General features: G+C 68.3%; 14 protein-coding genes and 1 pseudogene. 5 read left to right on the top strand and 10 right to left on the bottom strand.

What is annotated here, in order from left to right:
- Positions 1-3: 3 nt before the first annotated feature.
- The 4 genes from ACFWRO_RS15000 to ACFWRO_RS15015 all read right to left on the bottom strand — a co-directional run bounded on the left by ACFWRO_RS15000 (position 4) and on the right by ACFWRO_RS15015 (position 8233).
- A complete protein-coding gene (locus tag ACFWRO_RS15000) occupies positions 4-1431 on the bottom strand; it encodes a protein kinase (RefSeq protein ID WP_384509629.1) in 1428 nt (475 codons plus the stop codon).
- Positions 1424-3595, bottom strand: coding sequence for an AIPR family protein (locus ACFWRO_RS15005; RefSeq protein ID WP_384509631.1), 2172 nt, complete (start codon positions 3593-3595; stop codon positions 1424-1426). The genes ACFWRO_RS15000 and ACFWRO_RS15005 overlap by 8 nt, the downstream gene beginning before the upstream one ends.
- 277 nt (positions 3596-3872) lie before the next feature.
- Positions 3873-7502: a DEAD/DEAH box helicase gene (locus tag ACFWRO_RS15010; RefSeq protein ID WP_384509634.1), complete on the bottom strand. Its 3630-nt coding sequence runs from the start codon at positions 7500-7502 to the stop codon at positions 3873-3875.
- On the bottom strand, positions 7487-8233 hold the full coding sequence (locus ACFWRO_RS15015; protein WP_384509637.1) for a hypothetical protein: 747 nt from the start codon (positions 8231-8233) through the stop codon (positions 7487-7489). The genes ACFWRO_RS15010 and ACFWRO_RS15015 overlap by 16 nt, the downstream gene beginning before the upstream one ends.
- A gap of 306 nt (positions 8234-8539) precedes the next feature.
- On the opposite strand from ACFWRO_RS15015, the pseudogene ACFWRO_RS15020 reads away from it, so the two are divergent.
- From ACFWRO_RS15020 to ACFWRO_RS15040, 5 genes and pseudogenes are all read left to right on the top strand, one after another.
- A pseudogene (locus tag ACFWRO_RS15020) lies at positions 8540-9081 on the top strand (UvrD-helicase domain-containing protein); the annotation flags it as partial.
- Positions 9082-9206: 125 nt separating this feature from the next.
- A complete protein-coding gene (locus ACFWRO_RS15025; protein ID WP_384509640.1) occupies positions 9207-12680 on the top strand; it encodes a DNA polymerase III subunit alpha in 3474 nt (1157 codons plus the stop codon).
- Positions 12681-12686: 6 nt separating this feature from the next.
- Positions 12687-13661, top strand: a complete 975-nt coding sequence (locus tag ACFWRO_RS15030; RefSeq protein ID WP_384509644.1) for a hypothetical protein — start codon at positions 12687-12689, stop codon at positions 13659-13661.
- Between the two features lie 144 nt (positions 13662-13805).
- Positions 13806-14096: a hypothetical protein gene (locus ACFWRO_RS15035; RefSeq protein ID WP_266513747.1), complete on the top strand. Its 291-nt coding sequence runs from the start codon at positions 13806-13808 to the stop codon at positions 14094-14096.
- A 63-nt stretch (positions 14097-14159) separates the two neighbouring features.
- Positions 14160-14762, top strand: coding sequence for a hypothetical protein (locus ACFWRO_RS15040; RefSeq protein ID WP_384509647.1), 603 nt, complete (start codon positions 14160-14162; stop codon positions 14760-14762).
- On the opposite strand, the gene ACFWRO_RS15045 is transcribed toward ACFWRO_RS15040, so the two are convergent.
- The 6 genes from ACFWRO_RS15045 to ACFWRO_RS15070 form a co-directional block, all read right to left on the bottom strand.
- Positions 14747-15946 carry a hypothetical protein gene (locus ACFWRO_RS15045; protein ID WP_384509650.1) on the bottom strand — a complete coding sequence of 400 codons (1200 nt, stop codon included), beginning with the start codon at positions 15944-15946 and terminating at the stop codon, positions 14747-14749. The two genes, ACFWRO_RS15040 and ACFWRO_RS15045, sit on opposite strands and share 16 nt — an antisense overlap.
- A gap of 10 nt (positions 15947-15956) precedes the next feature.
- Positions 15957-17054: a helix-turn-helix domain-containing protein gene (locus ACFWRO_RS15050; protein ID WP_384509652.1), complete on the bottom strand. Its 1098-nt coding sequence runs from the start codon at positions 17052-17054 to the stop codon at positions 15957-15959.
- A gap of 122 nt (positions 17055-17176) precedes the next feature.
- Complete coding sequence (locus ACFWRO_RS15055; RefSeq protein WP_384509655.1) at positions 17177-17638, bottom strand: hypothetical protein; 462 nt, start codon at positions 17636-17638, stop codon at positions 17177-17179.
- A complete protein-coding gene (locus ACFWRO_RS15060) occupies positions 17619-19814 on the bottom strand; it encodes a hypothetical protein (RefSeq protein WP_384509658.1) in 2196 nt (731 codons plus the stop codon). Before ACFWRO_RS15060 ends, ACFWRO_RS15055 begins: the two co-directional genes overlap by 20 nt.
- Positions 19811-21775: a hypothetical protein gene (locus tag ACFWRO_RS15065; RefSeq protein WP_384509661.1), complete on the bottom strand. Its 1965-nt coding sequence runs from the start codon at positions 21773-21775 to the stop codon at positions 19811-19813. Before ACFWRO_RS15065 ends, ACFWRO_RS15060 begins: the two co-directional genes overlap by 4 nt.
- Positions 21772-23319, bottom strand: a complete 1548-nt coding sequence (locus ACFWRO_RS15070; RefSeq protein WP_384509664.1) for an integrase — start codon at positions 23317-23319, stop codon at positions 21772-21774. The genes ACFWRO_RS15065 and ACFWRO_RS15070 overlap by 4 nt, the downstream gene beginning before the upstream one ends.
- Positions 23320-23341 lie beyond the last annotated feature (22 nt).

Consider the following 23341-nt stretch of genomic DNA (forward strand, 5'->3'; position numbering starts at 1 on the left):
TCGTCAAACGGAGTGGCCGCCCGGCGGCCTCCGACGAATACCGATGAGAGCCTCGCGCACTTGGCCCACCAGGGCAGGATCCGGACCGTTCCTATCCACCAGGTCCTTGTACAGGCTGCCCAACTCCCGGGCTGCCTCCGCGAAGCGGTGCACGTCGCGGAGCAACAGGCCAACGTACAGACGTACCTCCAGGACCACGGTGTCCGTGGGTGCCCGGTGCCTGCTCAACAGGGCCAGTTCACGCTGGAGATCGTCCAGCGCACGTTGGTGCTGGCCGAGTCCGATACGGCAGCGGGCGGCCTGGATACGGCAGGTTTGGGCGTCGTCCGCCGCCTGTGTGCCGGGGAGGCCGAGTTCGGCGACCAGGGCCTCATAGGCCGACAGTGCCGAGCTCAGTTTGCCCGCCTCGAACAGGGCCTGGGCGACCGCCAGGCGGTCGGCGCGTCCCACCGCGCCGACCGGCATGTGGCGCTGCTGGGGATCGGCCGTCGACGTGACGGCCGGCAAGCGCAGTGGGCCACCGGGTATCGGCACCGGGGGCACTGTCAAAGTCGGCAGGTCAGGGAAGGACAGGTAGCCGGGATGCTGGTGTGGCAGGTGTCCCAGGAGCTCGTCGATCACGTGGCGGGCGTTGTTGGGGCGTTCGTAGGCTCGCTTGGCCAGCAGATCGAGGATGAGCCGTTCCAGTCGCGGGTCAACATCCCCGCGGGTGCTGCGCACTGGTGCGGGCGGCTGGAGCACGTGCGCGCACATCAGGTTGACGATGTTGCCCCCGTCGAACAGCCGCTCACCTGCCAGGAGCTCGTGCAGGACCACGCCCAAGGCGTAGAGGTCGGTCTGCGGCGTGATGTGCCCCGCGTCGAACTGTTCGGGGGCCATGTAGTGCGGGCTGCCGATGATCTGTTGGGGTTTCGTCAGGCGGGTGGGCGCATCCGCTCCCAGGGCCATGGCGATGCCAAAGTCCAGAACCTTCACGGCGCCGTCGACCGTGATCATGATGTTGGCTGGCTTGATGTCGCGGTGGATCACGTGGACTTCGTGAGCGTGGTGCAGGGCGGCGCATACGTGCAGGGCCAGACACACGGCCCACACCGAAGGCACGCTCCCGGAAACGTCGATCACGCGCTTCAGGGAAACGCCCTGTACTAGTTCCATGACCATAAACATGCGGTCTGCGGTGCCGTCGAGGAAGGCGTCGTACACCTGGGGGATGCCCGAGTGGTGCAGCTGCGCGGTCACACGCACCTCTCGTTGGAAGCGTTCCACGAAGGCGGCGGCGTCATGGTGGGCGGCGAGGTCGTCCAGGATGAGTTTGACGGCGACATCGCGGCCCAAGAGCAGATCGTAGGCGCGCCAGACCTGCCCCATGCCGCCTTCGTCGAGCGATTCGCGCAGCGCGTAGCGCTTGGCGATGATCCGTGGCTCAGGCACCGTTCGTGCCGTCCTCCCGCCTCACGTCCCCGCCACTCTCGCCCGGGTACGGCTCGGTGGTGTGGGTCTCGTGCCACAGCTCCTGCGCAAGGTCGCTCAATGCGGGGCCGCCGGGCAGAGCCCAGCGCCTACTGCCCTGCACCGCGATCGGGGCGTCGTCCCAACCTGCCTGTCGCCACATGTGCAGAATCAGACCGGCGAGGGAGTAGCGGCCTCCGTCCGCCGCCCACAGCAGGGGCTTGGCCGTGTCGTTGGTCCATGTCGCAATGAACCGGTTCGGGTCGGCGTTCAACCACTCTCCGATCGCCTCGTCCTCACGGGTCCCGGGGTGGTACATGAGCTGGGTGCCCTCCGGCAGCCGGTGCTGATCAACCAAGAGCCGCACAGGGTTGGGACGCCGCCCGCGGCGCGTCTCAGGGGGACGCTGATAGACGGCGAGCTCGGGGTGGTGCCCCTGTCGTTCGAACGAGGCCAGAACTGCTGCAGCCAGGTCCCGGCACGCGGTCGCCTGTGAGAAGGTGCGCGAGATGAAGCTATGCGGCCCGTAAAGCCGGTCGACTTCGGCGATGAGGTGCGCCAGTGCCTGCGCGGTGAGTTTTACAGCAGCGTCCAACGTGGGCTGCCAGTCCGCGTCAAGGTCGTCGATCGCCTCAATGTTCGTGCGCTGGAACACCAGATGAGCCACCAGGAGGGCGCCGCTCTCCGCGATCGCGGCAGCCCGGCCTGGCAAGGTCGCGGCCAGGCCGTGGACGGTCTGCTGCACGATGCGCAGCAATTGCACCGAGCGCCAGATCTGCACGGCGGTGGGCGGCTCGGCAAACAGTTGCGTATAGCCGCCCTCCGGGGCGGACTGCCACAGGAAGTCGGTGGAGGCACGCGTTCCTGCGACCATCCGTGCGTCGGGGTGGGCGCAGGCCAGCGCGGTGGCCGCTTCCAGCACGGTACAGCCCGCGTCGGGCGCGGGCTCAAGCTCACCGCGCTTGACGATGTAGTCCTTCTCCAGAGTGAGCCGGAAGTCGTCGCGGATGTAGGCCTGCACCGGGTCCAGCGCAATGAAGTCACGCTGCTCCACATGGTTTTGGGTGTTGGTGGCCACCGTGACCGAGCTGGCGAACCCGGGCGGGGTTTGTCCGACGGTGATGATCCGCACCATGACCTTCACATCGGCGAGCGCCTGCGGATCGTCCGCGAAGGCGCGGTACAGCGATGCCACGGTCTGTGCGCCATTGACGATCTGCGCGTCAGCCAGTGTGAGGCGCACCGGCGCGCCCTGGGCGCGGCGGCCGAAGTATTCGGCGGTGGCTGACTCGCACAGCACGGTGATCCCGTTGTTGAAGTACCAGAAGTTCTCGGGGTTCTTGGCCAGGCTGTCGTCTAGCGTGGCGTTGACCGGTGTGTGCCCCAGCGAGCGGCGTACGTTGATGTTGAGTAGTTCTCCGCCGTGCCGCTCGTACCAGAGGGCGATCTCGTCCGCGGTGACTGTGCCGACGTGGGCGGGATACGGCAGGTCCTGCCCGTACCAGCCGTCGGCGAAGGTGGCCGTCACGGTCACTGATTGTGGCGCCAGGTCCTGACGGATCGCCGCATGCAGGTCGCTGCTTGCGAGCACCCTCAGGTCGGTGCGGGCGCCTAGGTCGGGGGACTCCCGGTGGATTAGTTGCAGGGCACTCGTCGCTGGTGCCGCCGGCCCCATGACGGCGGCGACGAGGTGGACCTGGGACATGGGCTGGGCAAGCACACTGTGGATCCGGTCCGCGAAGCCCTGGAACCGGGCGTTGAAGCGGTCGAAGTCCAGGTTGTCCAGCATCCGAAAGGCATTGAGGAGCTTGGAGGCGTCGGCGGACGTGAACTGGGCCGTGCCCTGGTCACTCCACTTGGCCTGGATCAACCACAACTCACCAGTGGCCGAGGACACGGCCACGGCATCGATGCCAAAGTCATCCGCTCCGTCGGTGACAGCCGTGGCCGCCTCCTGCGAGGTGCAGTCTGTTGCGATCCGCACTGCCTTCGCCGCGAGGGCACGGGAGAAGAACAAGATCTCGCGGTATCGGGAGAAGCCGCCGTCCCCCACGTCGATCAGCCCGTCGAACTCGCGCGCGAGGGCCTGCCGGACCTGCCGGACCTGCAGAGGCCTGGCTGCCTCTGGGTTACTCCCTGCCGTCACGCCCCGCCTCCATCCGCTCGTGATCCCAGCACTATACGAGCGAGGACGCGCACTGCTTAGCGAAGGTTCCCAGAGGCTCAGCGCGCCCGGAACATGCCGGGTTCCAGAAATGTAGTGCCATCTACGGCGACCAGCACAGGGCCCGGCTGCAAGTCGACCTTAGGCGGAGCCGTCCCGAATAGACCACACCATTAGCAATGGTGCAACGGGCGCCCCTACCCAACGTATTGAAGATCCCCCCTCATCCTAAAGTCCGGGTTGCTGAATGGTGTGGATGTCACCAGGCGGCCCGCAGGCTCAAAGTGAGCCGGTCGTCAGTGAGGGTCGCGTCGAAATCGATTCCGCTGTCGATGATCGTGAGGACGTCGAGATACGCGTCGGCCGGGATGATAGCCACAGTGCCTTGGTTTGCTTCGGCGGTCAGGGGCGATGGCTGAGGACCGGGAGCGAACCTCAACTGAACGGGGAGGCCGTCATCGACTGTCACTCCGGTGGTGGTGACATGCAAGGAGGTACGTCTGGCGTCGAGCAGGCTGCCGATCATGCTGGGGCGGCGGGTGCGGACGTAGTCCAGCAGGTCGTTGATCTCATAGGAGGTGGCGGAAAATTCGCGGCGCCATCCGTCAATGTGGAGGTCGGTCAGCCAGGCGCGCAGTTCATCGGCGCCGATGTTCCGGTCGTTGGCCGACCGGCCGATCTGGTGGGCGAGGCGGCGGGAGGTGACTCCAGCGTTTAGCAGGGCGAGGGCCTGAGCGGTGTCGACGCCATGACGCAGGTGCCAGCCGACGGTGGCGGGCAGCCTGATCTCGGCCCGTGCTTGTTCCAGACGGGTGTTGATGAGGTTGGTCAGCGCGCCGAGGGTCCAGGCAAGATAGTGCTCGAAGGTGACGCTGATGTTGCTGACGGTCTGTTCCAAAGCCCATTCGCGAGGCAGGCCCGGCAGCCAGGCGTCGGCGAGGTCGGGGATGGTCGTGCCACCGGTCCATCCGGTGATCGCCGCAGCGATGTCTACGTGGAGGCGAGCCCTGGTGCCGGTCCGCTTCTCGGTGAAAGTCCACGCTTCCTTGGCTTCCGGGAAAGTTAGCAGAACGCCGTACACGCCGTATTGGGTGAAGAAGTCCAGGGTGCGCTGGAGTGGCCATTCGTCGGGGAACACGCCAGCCAGGACCTCCGCCCAGATGCCCTCGTAGGCCGGCGCGGTGGCGGCGGGGTCTCGCAGGAGGGCCTGGGTGAGGGCTTCGGCGATCGAGTCCAGAGTGCGGGCGGTGCCGATGCTGGTGCCCGGGGTGGTCCAGCGCCGCCGGGCGGCCGGTTCGGTGGCCTCGTACTGTTCGGCGACCTTTGCGGCCAGATGCAGCCAGCGGTCCTTGAGATCGGGCGGCAGCTGTCGCATGGCCAGCAGCCGCCCGACGGCAGCCATCGGCTCGATGGTTGTGAGGGTGGGAACGCGGGAGAGCGCGTCTAGGGTGAACCACACGTAGGAGACGAAGTTGGCAGCGTGGTTCTCGGCGAGCTTGAAGATGGCATCGGCGGTGTCGGCAATCAGCTGTTCGGCGGCGGCGAGGTCGGTCAGGGCGTCATCGGTGCCGAGCGCGGACAACACTTGCAGGCGCTCCGCACTAGGTTCGAGCAAGGCAAAGTCCGGGGAGCGCGGGTCGCGGTGGCGGGTGAGCAGGATCCAGCCTTCGCTTTCGCGTCCGGCCCGGCCGGCACGGCCAACGGCGTTGAGCAGTTGCGCTGGTCCCATTTGCGGCTGGCCGGACCATGTGCGTGGCAGACCGTCGTCGACCTCACTGTTGATGATGACGGAGCGCACCGGCAGGTTGACCCCGTCGGTGAGGGTGCTGGTACAGCACAGTGCTTTGAGTTGGTCACTGCGTAGGGCGTCCTCGACCGCGTGCAGGACCTCGGCGGGCAGTTGGGCGTGGTGGTAGGCGACCCCGTGTCGGGCGCAGTCCACGATCGGGTGGTCGGCGCCGAGAGTGTCGGCGAGGAAACCGGCCAGTGGGGCCGCGGGCGGAAATTCGGGCAGGAGGGCGGCGATGGCCCGGGCGGTGTTGCGCGTGGCGACGCGGGAGGTGCAGACCACCAAGACACTGCCGGCGCGCGATAGATGTGCAGCCCCGAATGCGAACAGGGCGTAGTTCGTTACTGATGAGGTCTGCTTACCGGTGGTGTCGCCGGGGAACTTCTCACGGTAGATCCGCTGGCCGAGCGGCTGGTCACGCTGAGTGGCCATGTGAAAAGTCTTGCCGGTCGAGGTCGGGCGGACGCTGATGCGCAGGCCCATCGGCAGGACTGCCTCGGTGTTGCGGGTCCGGTTCGCGCGCGGCGGGAGCTTGGTGCGAGTGAGCTGGTCAGTGAACTTTATCGGGCTCAGCAGGCCGTGCAACCGACGGGGCCCGCGCCACTGTGAGGTGAACACGACGTCCTTGGCGGGCTGGCTGGGATCGAGCCAGGCTGCGAGCTCAGCGTGGTTGCCGACCGCGGCAGACAGCAGGACCAGCCGCGGTGGGCTTGGATGGGCCTGGCAGAACGCCAGCAGTCCTTCGAGGAGGAAGCCGCGCTCGGTGTGCTGCATGTGATGAGCTTCATCGACCACGATCAGGCCCACCCCCTCCAGGGCCGCATTCGCGTCCTGCCGTAGGGCGTGCATCAGCCGCTCGGGAGTGAGGACCTCCACGTCTGCGTCGCCGACTGTGGCCTGGGCGCCGGGCGCGGGGAAGTCGGGCTGGTCGTCGCCGAGTTTGCGGCCCAGCACCCGTAGCCGGGAGCGAAGGGCCTGGCGCATCTCCCGGCCCAGGCTGCGCAGTGGCGAGACATACAGCACCCGACCGGCGTCAGCAGCCAGATGGGCGCAGATGACTAACTGTGCCATGAGTGTCTTGCCAGCACTGGTCGGCACGCTGATCAGCAGCCGGGAGGTGGCCGGGTCCAGCGGGCGAGACTGCTGCAGCAGCTCGCGCTGCGGCGGCCACAGCGTCATCACTGGGGGGTCGGACAGGGCAAAGGCCTGGGCGAGTGCTGGCGGGGTATCGGGAGGCAGTAGCCGCTGGAGACTGCCGTCTGCCAGGTCATCCAGGAGTTCCAGCAGATGGGCAGCGACCCATCGAGCGGAGCGGTCCGCCAGGCCAGCGCTGCCGGTGACCACGCCTTGCAGGTGGGCCCGGGCGGTCTCCAATGCTGCGGGGTCGGCACGAGTGAGAAACAGCGTCAGGTTGTGAACCGCCTCAATGACGGCCTGCGCCGGGCCATACATGCTCTCTCGTAGATCGGTGACGCCGGCCAGTCGCTGCAGATCGCCCAACTGCCTTCGCCATACGCGTACTACCCGGGTCAGCCTGCGTCGCTGCAAGCCCAAAAAAGCCACCCCGGCCTCAACCGCGAGGGTATCCAGGTGAGAGGCCAGCGACTCCTCGGTGACCAGGAGTGGGTCGACCTGACGGAAAACTGCGGCAGCGTTCGGGTCCTGCTCACATCGCCGGTAGCCAACCTGGGCGCCGAACGCCAGTGCCAGACGGCGGGCTCGAACCTCATCGGGATCCTCCGCGTCTGCGGTCTCCGCCAGGTCGTCGTCTTCGCCGGTCCTGTCGTCCTCGGGCCCATTGGCGGTGTCGAGACGATTGCGGCGGTCGTCCAGAGCCAGTTCAAGAATGTGGGCGCTGACGGCGAAGGCGTGTCGGCGCCGAACCGGATCATACAGTTCGGTGCCTTCAAGAGCCGCAGCGATGCCGTGCAGGTACCAGGCTGTCCCTAGCAGTTGGTCCGAAACGCCAGCCTCGGACCTGATAGCGCCGACTTCAACCTCGGCGATCAATGCAGCGAGTTCATCTGGGGACGGCAGCAGGCCAGCCTCGTGGACGCCGAGCGCGATCGCGAGGATTTCGGGGTTTACAGTGCGGTCCACACCAGTTCCTGAACGTGCCGGGCGAAATCGGGGAAGTCATCGATGGCCACGATCACGCCTTCAAGTTGACCATCGTGCCGTAGGTGCGGAATGCGCTCGTGAGACGTGGTGAAGGCTCGCTGTTTCGGAGCCGCAGACGTGTTGGTGGCCACGCTCACCCCGGCACCGCTGCTGGGATGCCCTTCCAGCCACAGATCGGCCAGTTCGCTGACAAACGTGCCGACGTCGCCAGAGACTTCCCGGTCGGCCCAGGCTATCTGGGAGATCACGTAGTTGATGCCATGTTCCGATAGCTGATCCCAGGCACCGCGAACCGTGTCGGTGACCGAATCATCCTTACCGGTGTATTTCTTCATCTCCCATAGACGGAAGAGAAGTTCTGGTCCGGTGCCTGAACGTGAGCGATAGATCACCAGACCGTCTCCACCGGAGTCGTTGACGTTGTCCTTGGGTGGGGTCAGGTACTCCCGTGCTCGTGCGGGCGTATCCGGGCTTTCCAACGCCAGCAAGTACCAGAGCCATTCGCCTACATGGCCCGGCACTCCGTGATGCGGTTTGGCCGCCGGATCGTTCTGCGGCTTAAATACCGGTTCCGCAAACGCCGTGACCAACTGCCGCCGTTGCCCAGTCAGCGGAGTGCCGCCCAGCGCGGCCGCCCTCCAAGAGTCGAATGCGTGTGTCACCTTGCCGCACCGCTGTCGCATCAAGGCCTCCGCGATGATCCATGCCACCGCCCCGCGCTCGGAGTCCGAATGCCCACCCATAGACACCAGCTCCCACGGGCATCGCTGGCCGACTCCCCGGCTGGTCCGAGTCACGAACGCCGACACCTGCCCACCCCGGGCTGCCGCGAACTGCTCCGCTGCCGCTGCCGGAACCCGGCCTCGAGAAGCGGGAACGGCTATCGGCATGCGTACGCTCCGCTTCTACCCGTCACCGGCGAGTTCCCCAGTGTCGAAGACTATCTGGCCACCCAAGCGTATGACGGAACCTTCCTTTTCATCCGGTAATCCCCTTACTCGCTGGCTTGCCACCCCGCTTCCCACCTCCTCCTGGATAAGACCCAGGACACCAACCCCACAGTCGAGCAGGTCTTCCTCGCCCAAGCGAACACGCCCAGTTCGTCATGGTCGGAGATTCCGCCCAGGCGATCTACCAGTGGCGGCGCGACACCCCGAACTCCTGCTCTTCACCACCTGTGGCGACCTCCAGGAGTACGCCGCGTGCGACCCAGCGGTCGCGACCTGCAGCCTTTCGTCGACCTCGTCGACGCCCACGGCCCCAACGCCATCCTGGCCACCGTCGCCCGCCTGGCACCCGAGGACGCTGCCGAGGTGACCGTATCCACCGCCCACCGGGCCAGGGGCCGGGAATGGGCGTCAGTGAAATTCGCCGCGAACTTCGAACCACCGTTCTCCTGTGAACCCAATGGCACACAGCCCGTCGCACCCCACCGATCAACGACAGCGAAGCCCAGCTCGCCTACGTTGCCGCCACCTGCACACGTCGACGCCTCGACCTCGGCGGCCTGTCCTGGATCAACGACCACCCTGACCCCCGTCGAGTAGCCACCCGGTGAGCCACGCCTTGAGGCTTCCAGCCCCTCGACTATCGAACGAATGTGCGAACATTGAGTTAGAGTGCTTCCACGGTCGAGATGACGCAGATGACCCAAAGGGGGATTATGGGCAACAGGAGGTGTGTATGTCGTTTACGCACCTCCGTGCAGCGAGCGGCTATTCGCTGCGTTATGGGGCCAGCCACCCGCAGGCACTGGCGGAGCGGGCCGCGGAACGGGGGCTAGACGCCCTGGCGCTGACCGACCGGGACTCCCTCGCGGGCGCGGTGCGCTTCGCCAAGGCGTGCGCGCGGGCCGGGATCCGCCCGTTGTTCGGCGCCGACCTGTCCGTGCCCGGCGTGCCGACATCCGGTCCGTCGCCGACGACACGGCAGCGGACCCCCGCCAGGGGCGGCGCGTTCGTGACGGAGGCGCCGCTGCGCGCGGTGTTCCTGGCTCGGACCGCGCACGGCTGGGCTGAGCTGTGCCGTCTCGTGTCGGCGGCATCCGGTCAGGGCGTCACCTGGGAGGACCTGGCCTGTGCGAACGATGAGGTGTTCGTGCTGCTCGGGGCCGATTCTGAGGTGGGGCAAGCGCTGGCATCGGGACGCCCGGACCGGGCCGCGGTCCTGTTGGATCCGTGGCGTGAGCGGTTCGGCCAGTCGTTGCGTATGGAGGTGTCGTGGCACGGGCGGACCGGTACGGGTCCTGGGTCGTTGCGCCTTGCCGCACGGATGGCGGGCTTGGCCGCCGAGCAGCAGGTGGAGACCGTGCTGAGCAATTCGGTGCGCTACGCCGACCCGCATCAGGGCGAGGTCGCCGACATTCTGGATTCCGCACGCTCGCTGGTGCCGATCGACGGCCGGGACGCGTCCCGGCTCGACAGCGGGCAGCGGTGGCTGAAGGACACCGGGGAGATGGAGCGGATCGCCGGGCGGATCGCCGAGGCGGTGGGCGGCCGGGGCTTGGAAGCTCGGCGGCTGCTCGCGGCGACCGAGGAGACGGCGGCAGCCTGCGTGGTCGACCCGGGCGAGGCCTTCGGTCTGGGCCGGCTGAATCTTCCCGAGGCCGAGCTGGTGGGCGCGCGGGCGGACACCGCCGACCGCGTGCTGGCCGAGAAGTGCGCGGCGGGCATGATGAACCGCGGCTACCACCGGGAGGCGGGGCGCTGGGACCGGCTCGAGGACGAGCTGCGGATCGTCGCCGGGCACGGTTTCGCCGGGTACTTCCTGACCGTGGCCGAGGTGGCGGCGCAGGCCCAGCGCCTTGACATCCGCGTTGCAGCCCGCGGCTCGGGCGTGGGCTCGCTTGTCACGCACCTGCTCGGGATCAGCCCGGTCGACCCGGTGGCGCACGGCCTGCTCATGGAGCGGTTTCTGTCCGCGCGGCGGTCCGCGCTGCCCGACATCGATCTGGATGTGGAGTCGGCACGCCGCCTGGAGGTGTATCAGGCGGTACGGGAGCGGTTCGGGGCCGACCGGGTGGCGACGCTCGCGGTCTACAAGACGTATCGGGCGCGCGGGGCGATCGAGGACGTGGCCCGCGCCCGCGGTATGGACCCGGACGAGGCGGCCCGGCTCGGCAAGGCGTTCCCCCATATCCGGGCGAAGGACGTGCGGGCCGCGCTCGTCGAGCTGCCGGAGCTGCGCGAGGTCGCCTCCGAGGACCACGGCCGGCTCTGGGAACTGGTGGAGGCGCTCGATGGGCTGCCGCACGAGGCAGCGATGCACCCGTGCGGCCTCCTCGTCTCCAACGCCGGGCTGCTGCAGCGCACCCCGGTGGCGCCGACCACGGTGGAGAACATCGCCATGTCCCAGTTCGACAAGGAGGACATCGAGGACACCGGTCACCCGAAGATCGACGTCATCGGCGTACGCATGCAGTCGGCGCTCGCGCACGCGGCCGCCGAGATCGAACGCGTCACCGGCGAACGGCTCGACCTGGACGACCCCGCACAGGTGCCGCCGGACGACCCGGCCACGTACGACCTGATCAGCTCCGGGGACACCCTGGGAACCTTCCAATTGGAGAGTCCGGGGCAGAGAGAGCTGGTGCAAAATCTGCAGCCTCGGTCGTTCGACGACCTGGCACTCGACATCAGCCTGTTCCGGCCAGGACCGGTCGCGGCGAACATGGTGGAGCCACTGATCAAGGCCCGCGACGGCCAGAACCGGCCCCGCTACGCGCATCCGGACCTGAAGCCGATCCTCAAGGAGACCGAAGGACAGGTCGTCTTTCACGAGCAGGTCATCGCGATCATGACGACGCTGACCGGCTGCGACCGGGGCATGGCGGACGAGGCCCGCCGTGCCCTGTCGAACCCCGAGCGGCAGGGCCGGGTCCGGGCCTGGTTCGCCGACCAGGCGCGGGGGCGCGGCTATCCGGTCCAAGCCGTACGCGACGTGTGGAAGATCCTGGAGGGCTTCGGCAGCTTCGGCTTCGCCAAGGCGCACGCCGCGGCCTTCGCGCAGCCCGCCTACCAGTCGAGCTGGCTCAAGGCCCACCGGATGGCGGCCCTGCTCGCGGGGCTGCTCACGCACGATCCGGGGATGTACCACAAGCGTGTGCTGGCCGCGGACGCCCGGCGTCACGGGGTGCCGCTGCTGCTGCCCGACATCAACCACTCCCAGGCCGCACACATAATCGAACTGGTGTCTGGCAAGTGGGGGGTGCGGATCGGTCTGTCGCAGGTACGCGGCATCACGGAGGCCGAGAGCGGGCGCATCACCGCCGGGCAGCCGTACACCTCGCTCGAGGACTTCTGGCAGCGCGCCCGGCCCAGCCGCCCGCTGGCCGAACGGCTGGCGCAGGTCGGTTCGTTGGACGCGTTCGGTCCCCGCCGTGAGCTGCTGTTGAAGGTCACCGAGCTGCACCGCTCGGGCCGCAGCAAGCGCGGCTCAACCGCGGGTCAACTCCCCATGGAGAACACAGAGAACACGGAGGGCGCCGACACGGAGCCGAACGCCACCGTCACCACCACGGGCCTGCCGGCCATGAGCAGCTCCGAGCAGCTCGCCGCCGAGCTGGACGTGCTCGGCATGGACATCTCCCACCACCTCCTCGACGAGCACAGGTCCCTGCTCGCCGAGATCGGCGCGACCCCCGCCGCCGATCTGCCGGGCCTTCGGCACGGCGCCACCGTGCTCGTCGCCGGCGTCAAGGTCGCCACCCAGACCCCGCCGATCCGCTCCGGCAAGCGCGTCATCTTCGCCACCCTGGACGACCCCACCGGCCTGTCCGACCTGGCGTTCTTCGAGGACAGCCACGCACGCTGCGCCCACACCGTCTTCCACAGCAGTCTGCTTCTCGTCCGCGGCACCCTGGCCCGTCGCCCGCCGCGCGCCTTCAGCATCACCGGCACGGCCGCCTGGAACCTGGCCGAGCTGATCGACCTGTACCGCGAGGGCGGCCCCGCCGCCGTCGCCAACCGCCTCACCCGGCCCGAGAGTGCCGCACGCCGGGCAGGTCCGCGCCGCACCATCACCCAGCCGACCGGTTACACCCTGCACCCCTGGGCCGACCTCCAGCCGCCCGGCACTCCCGCCTCCGCCGGCCTGCCCGCCCTCGACGCGCTCGACGGACGGTCCTTCCACCATGCGAGCCCCGGAAGCGCGGGGTGACCGGGGATGATCCTCTACCTCCACTTCGGCGACCCGCAGCCCAACCCCGTCTACCGGCGACTTCTCGACATGGTCGGCGAGTTCACCCCCGTTGCCCAGGCCCTGCCGCCGGACGCGGCCCTCGCCGACGTGTCCGGGAGCACCCGCTACTTCGACCGCGACGCCGCCGGGCTCGCCGCCCTGATCCGGATGCGCGCGGCCGCGCTCCACGGCCTCGACGTGACGGTCGGCATCGGCCCCAACCCGCTGCTCGCCCAGCTCGCCGCCCACCGCGGGGAGCCCGGCGCCATCCGTACCGTTCCCGACGACCCCGAGGCCATCACCCGGTTCCTTCACGGACTCCCCGCCGCCGCACTGCCCGGCGTCGGCCCGGCCACCGCCCGCACCCTGACCTCGTACGGACTGCACACCGCCGACCAGATCGCCGCCACCCCGCTGCTCACCCTCCAGCGCATCCTGGGCACAGCGACCGGGCGCACGCTCCGCGAACGCGCGGCCGGCATCGACCCCGCGCGAGTCGTCGCGGGCGCCCCGCCCCGTACGTTCAGCGCCGAGCACCGCTTCGAGCGCGACGAGCTCGACGCCACCCGACAGCGCGCCGCGCTGACCCACCTCGCCGAACAACTCGGCGCCCGGCTCCGCGGAGAGCGGCAGGCTTGCCGCTCGCTGACCCTGACCGTCCAGTACGCCGACCGCTCCACGACCACCCGCAGCCGCACCCTGTCCGAGTCCACCGCGCACAGCCCCCAACTCCGCACGTCTGCCCACATGTTGCACTGGTCTCTGGGCCTGCAGCGGGCCCGTGTCTGCTCCCTCACCTTGCGCGCGGGCGAGCTCGGCGACGCCGCCTCGGCGTCCCGGCAGCTGACCTTCGGCCCCGACGACGACAAGACCCGCCGCATCGAGGCCGCGGCCGACCGCGCCCGCGCCCGCTTCGGACCGGGCGCGGTACGGCCCGCCAGCACCGCGGGCCTGCGGTGAACGCCTGGATCAGCGCAGAACGAAGAACGGCGCTCCGGCAAAACAGAACCGAAGGGCTCGGACCGGTGGGTTGACATATGAGACGTGATAAATGAATCATGAATCATGCCTCAAAGCCCATCCGAGGGAATGCGGGAGCTCTCGGTGAGCCTCTTCGGGAACCGCTATCGGGCGGAAGTACTACTCGCGCTCGCCCAGGCCGATGACCGGGGTGTCTGCATGGGAGACCTGGCAGCTTCCTACGGGATCTCCGCCAGCCTCTATCAGGCGCCGATCCGGGCGCTGGTGAGGGCTGAGCTCGCCGTGCGGCTTCCGCAGGATCCCGGGGAGCGGCGCAAGCACTACCGACGTAGCGACGACAACGAGCTCTGGCAGTACCTGGAGGGCCTCTTGCGTCGTTTGGCAGCGGTGACAGGAACGGAACAGGTTGGATAGCCGACGGGGCCGGTGTTTGCGGTCACGGCCGGGTGAGGCAGGGTGGAGACCATGATGACCTCGGTGGGTTCCGTGCTTGACGGCTCGGTGAAGACGGTGTCCGCCCAGCTTGTGGGGCAGGGCGGGAAGACCGCGTTTACCCAGGTCATCGGCGAAAAGGCGTTGTTCTTCTACCGCCTCGCCCCTGCCGAGGACGAGCGCCGCCGAGAGGTCGGCGCGGAACGCCTGGACCGGCGGCACCCACTGGAGACGCTGCTGTCGCTGCCGGTCGGCATGCCGGTTCCGCTGGCCTCACTGGACCAGCACGAGAGGCGGGCGCTGCGTTCCCTGCCGGCCGGAGCGGCGGACCGGGACCGCCGGACGGTGACGCGGCGTGCGGTGCGCCCCTTGCAGGTGGATCTCGCCGTGGTACCGGCGTCCGGGTGGCGCCAGGGGCTTGAGAGAGCAGGCCGGTTCGCCCCGTTCTGCCGTCGGGCCATGCTGCTCAGCCGCCGCCCCGCACGTCTGGACGAGGTGCTGGCGGAGGCGGACTTCTACGGCATCGGAGTCCTCATCGACATGGGGGACGAGATCGAGATGGCTCTGGAACCCGAGCTCTACCGGCCGCAGCGGCATACCGCGGCGGCCTGGCGGTTCGTGGAGGAGCTGTATCAGCGGGTGTGCTGAGCACGCGGGGCTTCGAGTGCGGCACGGGCGGAATCCGGCGCGGCCAGCGCCCACCGGTTGAGCTGCTCGGGCACCTTGAAAGCACCGGGCTGCCGGAGGGTGGCGTTCACCAACGGGTACTGGTCAACGGCGCTACGGCATCGGTTGTGCCACCACCGCTCCCGCTCGGTCCCTGCGGGAATCGCGCAGAGGTCGCGGAGCCAGCCCATGAGCACGGCGATGTTGTGGGCGGCGGCCTGCGCAGGCAGGGGCGCGTGGTTGCTGGTGAAGATGTCCAAGGACCGGCCTTCGCAGGCGTAGCACTCGCAGATGGGTGCGGGAGCGCCACCGTACTTGTCCGCCAGGTTGTCCCCCAGGTAGAAGTCCATCAGCTCGGGGTGAAGCACATGCGGCGCCGTGGGCCCACCGCCGCCCTTCCTGCTGGTCTGCGCCTTCTCTCCGGGAGCGACAATGTGCCGGAGGCCGCTGCTCCCGCCGAAGGCGGTGAAGAGGGCGCCGGACGCCAGGGCACCGAATGCGGCGAGATCGGCACGGACCAGTGCGGCGTCCGGCACCTCGGCGATCAGCATGCGCAGGTGGGCGACCGCCTTCGCGTACCGCGCGAGCGGATCCATCTGCCCGCCCAGCATGATCGCCTTGGGTCCTCGGACCATCTGCAAGAAACCGATCAACTGTCGCGTCGACTCCTCGTTCCGGAGCCATGCCACGTCGACCGGCACCGCGAAGATCACCGAAGGGTCGCCCAGTTCGACCATGCGGCGGACCGCGGCCCGGAGAGCGTCAGAGTCCTCGGCCTGGATGTAGCCGGTCGGGGTGATCGGCGCGGTGACGCCGGCCGCTCGCTGCCGGGAGAGGGAGACCTCCAGCGGGTCATTCATGAAGAACCCGGCCGGTTCGTTCTCGGGGAACGGGGCCTCCTCGGTGGCGGGCTCCGATTCGTAGCGGGCCGGATCAGCGAGCAGGACCCCGCTGTACCCCTCGTCCCGCCGCATCCGCTGCGCCGTCCGTGCAGCGCTCTCGCCGCACAGGATCAGGCCGCTGAGACTGGGGGCGATCTGCCCCGCCACCTTCTTGACGAGGGTGGGGCGGGACTGGATCAGCATGCGGCCGCGCAGGAGGGCCATGCCGTCCGGTACAGAATCGGAGGTGCGAGGACGGGGCGGGACAGCGGAAGCGTCGGTCATGGACGGTCCTTCAATGCGACGGCAACGGTGACGTGCGGTGACCTTCGACGTACAAGTGCTGGAAGTCCTCGGGCAGCAACCGGGCGCAGGCAGCTGCCGCTTCGAGGGTAAGCCCGCGCTCGTTGAGCAATGTTCGTACGAGTGCAGGCACGGTCCGGGGTTGCTCGCGGGGGATCTTCACGGGTTCGGCCGTGCGGTAGCCGAGTGCGGACATCTCGATGACGAGGGTACGGTGCTGCCACTCGGTCAGGGCGTTCAAGTCAAGGGCGCGGCGCAGCAGGGCGCTCATGGATACCCGCCAGGTTCGCTTGAGTTCCATGAGCCGTTGCAGATCGACGCCGCCCTTGAAGGCGTTCCGGATGTCGGCGGCCGGCATGAGGAGTTCCGCCGCGAAGGCGTCGGCCTGCTTCTCCTGCTGGGACCCGGCGCCGGGCTCCACGTGCATGATCAGGTGGCCGAGTTCATGGGCGACGCTGAACCGGCAACGGTCGCCGGGCGCCCGGTCGTTGACCAGGAGCAGCGGGGGCCCGGCCTCGCCCCACTGGCTGACGGCGTCCAGCAGATCGCTGCCGAGATCTCGTACGGCTACCAGCCCTCCGGCGTTCTCGACCGCCTCGATCACGTCCGGAACCGGCCCCGGGGCCAGCCCCCACGCCTTGCGTACTTGTCGGGCGGCGTCCTTCGGGGTCGTGAGCGTGGACAACGGCACGCGCGCAAACCCGGAAGCCTCGCCAGGAGTCCGTGCCGCCGACGTGATTCCTTGCAACTGCATTCGGGTGAGGGCCAGTTGGGCGTGCACCTGGCGTAGCGCGGAGGCGGACAGGGCGGCCTTCTTGCGGTGATGGATCAGCCCGACGCCCACCCCTCCCACCTGCGGATCCAGACAGAGCAGGTCCTGCGGGTAGCCGAGCGCGGCCGCGTACCACTCCAGCCGGTCGTCACAGACGGTGAGTCGCCCTGACTCCGCTCGGCTCACGTATCCCTGCGACACCGCCGTCGCACCCATGGGAGATGCCTTGGACATGGCCGCACAGACCTCCGCCTGCGTGAGCCCGCGAGACTCACGCAGCAGGACAAGCATCCCGGGGTGGGCTTGCGTGCCGACCATTCCTCCACCTCCTCCGACCTCAGTTCACTCCTCAGAATAGCACCTCAAATTATTCCACGCCGGATGCAGTCAATGGCCGCCCTCTGGAAGAACCGTTCGCGCAGATCAGGGGCCGTGACTCTTCAGCTCTCCGGCCCCGACGGCGGGAACCTGCGGCCCGGCCCGCGCCGTCGCTGCATCGACACCACCGTGGCGTCGGCAGCGTCCTCCTGGTCGCGGCGCAGGTTCTCCGCCTCGATGGCCAGCTCCACGGTGGTTCGGCGCAGGTAGGCGGTCAACTTCCTTTCCTTTGCGAGCTGTTGCGTGGTCTCCTTCAGCTCCTCGGTCACGGCCGCGTACCGCTCGGCGAGTTCCTGGGCCGCAGTCGGCACGCGGTCCTGCGCCTGGGCGCGAAGCCGGAACTCATCGACCAGGTCCTGGTGGTGGGGATATACAACGTCGCGGCGCAGTCCCGCCTCGACAATAAGTTCGGTGGCGGTCAGCCTGCCCGAGGCCGAGCGCAGGGGGGTTCCGGCCAGTAGCCGCTCGGCCGCCGCTTTGATCGCGGTGGCATCTCTGTCCCGGTCACGAGGTCTGCGTCCCATCAAGCCGCTCCTTACCCGCTGGTTTCTGCTGGCTGTTTCCGTGCCGCCCCAGTTCATGTGCGGTGATCACCGCGCGCGCCTGGGTGGCTTTCGCCGCCTCCCGGTCCCTCAGGGGCCTTGGCGACAGCGGATCGACTGCGGCGGCCTCGTGCCGGGCGAGTTCTCTCTTCTTGTCCTCGATGTTGCGGTCGGTGTAGGCGAGGTTGACGCATTCGGTGCGGCAGAGCGGCTCGTCCGGTCCGTGCACATCCACTCCGGCCGCTTCTCGTTCCTCCCGGCAGCCCGCGGTCTCGTATCGCCACACGCAGGTCATGCCCTGTCCGTGGTGAATGTCGGGATGCTTGCTGGACAGTAGGCGTCGGGCGTTGTCGGCCTGGATGACGACGCGCCCTGTGAACACGGCCGCGGACTTCCGGACCCGGTGCCGGTACTCCCGTGCGGACGGCCCGCTGACGTGTTCGCCGTCGTCGAGCGCTCGCAGGTCCTCGTCCACCTGCTCGCTGACCATCTCCAGTTCCTCGAGGGCGAGGTCCTCCATCCAGCTGGTGTCGGCGTCTCCGGCGTAGCCGAGTGTCACCTTGGCTCGAATATGCCCGTACTGCGCTTGCGCCGCCGCGAGTCCGCCCGGGCGTCGTACCACGAAGTGGGCGAGCGTGCGGCGGAAACGTGCCGCGTGAATGTCCTTCGTCGGGTCGGGCGGGATGGCCGGATCGTCCCGGCCGGAGAACTGGGCGTTCACCCAGCCCATGAACTCCCGGATGTCGTCGTTCATCGTGCCCGTCGGCTTCGACTGCTTCCGGCGCGAGCGGACCGTGGTGGTGCGTTGCCGGCTCGGCGGGAACAGCAGCTCGGCATCGGAGAGCGACTCCAGCATCTGCACGACGGGAGCGACCGCTCCGACCACGGCCCACGCCCGTTCCTCCGTCCCCTCCGGGTCGGGATCGGGATCATGGTCGGAACCTTTGCTGCGCCGCCCAACGAGCACAAGTCCGCCGTACTCGTCCTCGCGCAGGCATCCGCGGCGGAGCTGCAGAACCTCGCCGCTGCGCATGCCGGAGAGGTAGCAGATGACGATGAAGCATGCGGCCGTCAAGTAGCGCACCAGCTGGTTGACCTCGCGCACACCGATCGGGCGGTCGCGCCACGGAGCACCCTGGAAGCTGCCCGCGATCGGGCCGAGAAAGTAGGCGTCGGATTCCAGTTCAAGGCCGTAGCCCTCAGCCATGGACAGCAACAGGCCGTCGTACGGCTTCACATGAGGTCCGGTGGACGCCACCATGCGGGCGATGTGCTGGTGATCCACTCCGAGCTGGCCGCCGTGGCGCTCGCGGCGTTTCGTGCCGGGCAGGCCGCGGCCCGCGCGGTGAAGTTCGGCCAGGTAGACCGCGAGACGCCCCTTCAAGGAACCGGAACCGAACCGGTCACGTGCTGCCAGGGTCGCCGGATGCCGCCCGTCCAAGAGCAGTCGTGCTTCACGGGCCGCGTCGCGGATGTCGGGCCCGAAGCCCTCGACCATCCGAAGGGCCCATGCCAGCAAGGCATCCATGGTGAGGGGATCGATGCGCGGCGTCTTGTTGTACCGGCTCTGCACGCGCTTGACGCCGACCAGGTCATCCGTCGAGGCGGCACCCCATGGTCTGCGGGGCGGGAGACGGTGCTCGTCGGGCAGCGCGTCCCGGTAACCCCAGACGACCCGAACCGCGTGCAGCAGGCGTCTCTTGTCCTCCGTGGAGTTGGGCAGGGCAAGGACGTGGCTCTTGTACAGGCCCAGGTCCCGACTGCTGACATCACACAAGCGCGTGAAACCGCGGGAATCCAGCCATGCGGCAAAAGGCGACATGGACATGACCCATTTGTGGATCGTTAGGACCTCGGGCTGCTCATCGATCAGTCCCGGCCGCAGTTGAGCGGGCCAGTTGGTGTTGAGCGCGACCCATGCGCACGTCGTGAAGCCTTCCCGCAGAGAGTCGGGCACCAGACGCGGCCAGTTCTCACTGACCGGGCACAGCTGATCGTCAAGCAGCCCTGGACCCAGACGCCAGACCGGGTCCCCGAACCGGGACAGTGTGGCCTTGTCCGTCGAGTCACGGAGCGGGCGGTGAGCCAGGACCACGGTATCCGGTCCCGGCAGAAGGGCTGCCCCGGCCGAGGGGCCGGGTGACGACACGGTTGTCACCGCAGGTTCATCCTTCCGTTGATGAGGTCGTCCACGAGCGCTCGCTCGGCGGCCGTGACGCGGTCGCGGGCGTCGGAGCGCTCGGCCGGGGTGTAGTGCCCCAGCAGGTTGGACAGACGGGCGAATGTCTCGGCGTGGAGGTGGGCCCACAGGCGTGGATCAAGGTCGCGCTGCAGATGCTTGAGGCGACCGTGCGCCTCGACTTGGACCGACAGGTGGCGGGGCAGCGCACGCGCGTTCTCGCACCGCAGGCAGTCGTCGAGGAATGAGGCGCCGCATGGCTTTCCGGACCCCGTGAACGGGCTGTCCTCCGGGGCCGTGCAGCCCACCAGCACGGTGTCCTGCTCACCGGAGACCAGCCGGGCGAGAGTCTCCGTGTCCACGCCGATATCAGCCGCGGCCTGCTTCGGAGCCTCGGCAGCACGTGCGAGGAAGTCGTCCGTCAGCACCGGAATCTCCTGCACCGCGCGTGCCTTGGTGACCTCTTCCTCCAGCGCTTCGCGCATGACCGTGCGCCCGCGCTCAGTCGCCGGACGGCTCGTCCGCAGATAGTTCTGATACGTCTCCCTGGTGTGCGCCACGGGTCTTCCCCCGCGCTCCAGCGCCGCCCGCCGAAGCCGGTGCACATTGACCGCCAGCCCCTTGTCCGCTGCCTCTTCGGCCTTCTCCTTCCCCCTGTCCTGCTCGGTCGTCGCACCATCGTCGATGAGTTCACCAGGCGTATCACCCTCGCTTTCCGGGCGGCCGGCTCTCTCCTCAGGACGGAAGCCGTGCCCCGCCGCCCAGGCCACGATCCCGCTCCGATGGGTGCCGTTCCCCCACGCGAGACCTCCCCGAGCGCGGACTTTCGGGTAACAGAGGGCGTGTGTGTCTCCGCCGTGGCGTCTCGCGAACTCCGTCAGGTCCAGCAGCAGTTGGTAGACGCGGAAGGCAGAACGGAGCAGATGCTTGTCGTCATCCTTCATCTGCAGCACGTCGGAAAGCGATGCAGGCACATCCTCCAACGACGTCACCATGAACTCCAACGACGGCCCTCGACGTGGCTTCACTTCGTCCACGAGAGCCAGTGCGGGCCCTCCAAGGTCACCGTCCGGCCGGAAGTGCGCCGCCGGCCACTCTCCGATCGTGCCGAAGTTCTCACTAGTCAGATCGATGAACATCAAGCAGAACGCCACCGTCTCCGTGCGCGTCAGCGTCAGCCGGGACACAAGTCCGGAGACCCCGCCCAGTGCCTGCACCCAGGCGGGGATCCCGCCCTGTGGCGACGACGGTGTCACGCGCCGTGGCACGTCCCCGGTTCGGTCGAGGGTGTCCAGCACGCGGCCGAGCTTCTCGGCATGGTTGAAACGGCCGGGTGGGCCGAGGTCGCCGCGGCGGTACGCGGCCAGGACCTCGCGCCCCTCTTGGATCCGGTCGCGGGCGACGCGGATGTCGTGACGAACCGCGGTCATGAGCTCCTGGTGCTCCTCGTGGCTGTACGGCTGCACCTTCGACTCGTACGCGGGCAACCGCCCGTGCAGGATGGCGTTGCGCGCCTCGGTCGACAGCTCCTTGTCGGCACGGAAGATCGCACGCAGTCGCTCCACATGGGACTTCCTGGAGCCCAGGGAAACGGCAAGCAAGCTCTCCTTGATGTGGGCGGCAGTGATGTGCGCGGGCTCGTACACGACCGGGTCCACTTTCGCGAGATATCCCGCCAGGAGCTGCACCCCGCACCAGAGACCCTCGGCAGCACTAGCCCGCTTGACTCCGCAAGTCGGTCCAGTCACCCGCGCGAACGACCGGGCCAGCCACCGCTGAATACCAGCGCTGACCTGCAGTTTCGCAAAGTCGTACACCTTGCTGCGGCGCCCCTTCTCCTCGACGAAGAAGACGCTGCACTCGTCCTCAGTGATGACAAGCCGCTCCGGCGACTGCCAGTCCCCGGAAGGCACGCTCGCCTTGCGACCTCGCCGGCTCATTCGCCGTCCTCCGGGTCGTCGAGAAGCTCCCCATCCTCGGGAACCGGAGACAGGACCAGCTCACTATCCGCGGCGATTCTCCCCAGCAGAATGTCGACGGCTTCCCGCTGATCACCGTCGACCAACGCCATCAGGTAGTCGACTTCCAGGGCCGTGAAGGGTGCCAGGTACCAGTCCCTGGTGGTCTGCGGGTTGCGATGCCCGAGCATCGTGGCCAGCTGGTACCAGATGTCGCCGAACTGCTCACGAAACGAATGCTTCTCGGCTTCGGTGAACCCCTGCAGGCGCTGCTCCCATACGGCGCTCAGGATCGAGTACCAGACCAGCGCGTAGGAGTGCCGCAGCATGTGCGGCCGAGCCCACAGCGGACACTGGGAGGCCCGCCTCTCCCGCTGCTCCGCCTCCAGGTCGTCAAACCCGGGCCACCGCGAGCGTGCCCACGCCTGGGCAACCCGGGAGTTGGCGGTAGCGAACGTGTTCTCCCAGCTGTGGGCCCGATGCGGCAGGCCGTCGACGCTCAGCCAGACGGCGAGCGGCTCCAGCCCGTGTTCTGTCTCCCGGAACAAGCGGAGCCGCTCTTGTGGACCCAGAACATCAAGGGACATCGTCGCGGAACTCCCGCGCGGGGTCCGCACTTTGAGTGTCCGCGCACGGGGGTTGTGCCCGGTCACCATCACGAGGCCTGGCACCCGCTCGTACCGACCGACCCTCTGCGCCCGCCCGATCGCCTCTGCTCGCGAGCCTTCCATCGGGTCCATGTAGCCTGCCACGGCTTTCACAACCGCCCGCGGGATCCGGTAGTTACGTCCGTAGCGACGCCCCTTGGCGCAGGACTGCGCCAGCCACGCCTTCGGGTACCTGCTCGTCACCGGGGCCAGCGGCAGCTCGACGTCCAGGACGCTCGCCCACTCCTCCAGCCGAAGCCCCGTACCCCACAGCCCCTCGACGAACGCCGTGTTGCGGTCCTCGTTGAAGCCGTGCCAGCTCTCCGGGCGCAGGCCGTCGAACCCATACCCCCTCAGCCCCACGTCCTTCCACTGCTCGAAAGCCTTGCGCAGCAGCCATTTCACCTGGCGTCGAGGCGCTCCGGCCGGACGGGAGGGATCCCGGCGCCCGGCCCCTTGCCCGAGGTTGCCGCCGGACTGCGCAGACTGGGACGGAATCGGATTGAAGACCTCGTACTCGCCGGAGGCCCACACGTAGAACCTCTTCAGTCCCGCCCGGTCAGTGTCGAAGGAGGTGCCCTCTACCCGCCAGCAGTTGCGGGAGTCTGCCATCCGCCAGTGCTTGAAGTCCGCGTAGTCGCGCTTGCTCGCCTCGTACCAGAGCCGCCCCCGCTGCTCCAGAAAGTTCAGCCAGACGACGAGCGCGTACGCGTACCGGCGCCACGTGGTCCGCTGCTTGGATACGATCTCGTCAGCACGGAAGAAGAGGTTGATCCACGGATCCGTGCCGTGCCGTCTCGACCAGACGATCGGCGTGCCATCCCGCGCTCCGTTCTCGCGTGCTCTTTCGTGTACGTCGCCCAGCTGCCCGAGATCCACGCCGCCCACGGGGACAGGGAAG

It is taken from the genome of Streptomyces sp. NPDC058579 (assembly GCF_042718575.1).
Taxonomy (GTDB): Bacteria; Actinomycetota; Actinomycetes; order Streptomycetales; family Streptomycetaceae; genus Streptomyces.

What these genes read in the sequence shown, in the direction of transcription:
- ACFWRO_RS15025 (WP_384509640.1), top strand. Translation starts at nt 9,207, where the DNA reads ATGTCGTTTACGCACCTCCGTGCAGCGAGCGGCTATTCGCTGCGTTAT.
- ACFWRO_RS15030 (WP_384509644.1), top strand. Translation starts at nt 12,687, where the DNA reads ATGATCCTCTACCTCCACTTCGGCGACCCGCAGCCCAACCCCGTCTAC.
- ACFWRO_RS15045 (WP_384509650.1), bottom strand. Translation starts at nt 15,946, where the DNA reads ATGACCGACGCTTCCGCTGTCCCGCCCCGTCCTCGCACCTCCGATTCT.
- ACFWRO_RS15050 (WP_384509652.1), bottom strand. Translation starts at nt 17,054, where the DNA reads ATGGTCGGCACGCAAGCCCACCCCGGGATGCTTGTCCTGCTGCGTGAG.
- ACFWRO_RS15055 (WP_384509655.1), bottom strand. Translation starts at nt 17,638, where the DNA reads ATGGGACGCAGACCTCGTGACCGGGACAGAGATGCCACCGCGATCAAA.
- ACFWRO_RS15065 (WP_384509661.1), bottom strand. Translation starts at nt 21,775, where the DNA reads ATGAGCCGGCGAGGTCGCAAGGCGAGCGTGCCTTCCGGGGACTGGCAG.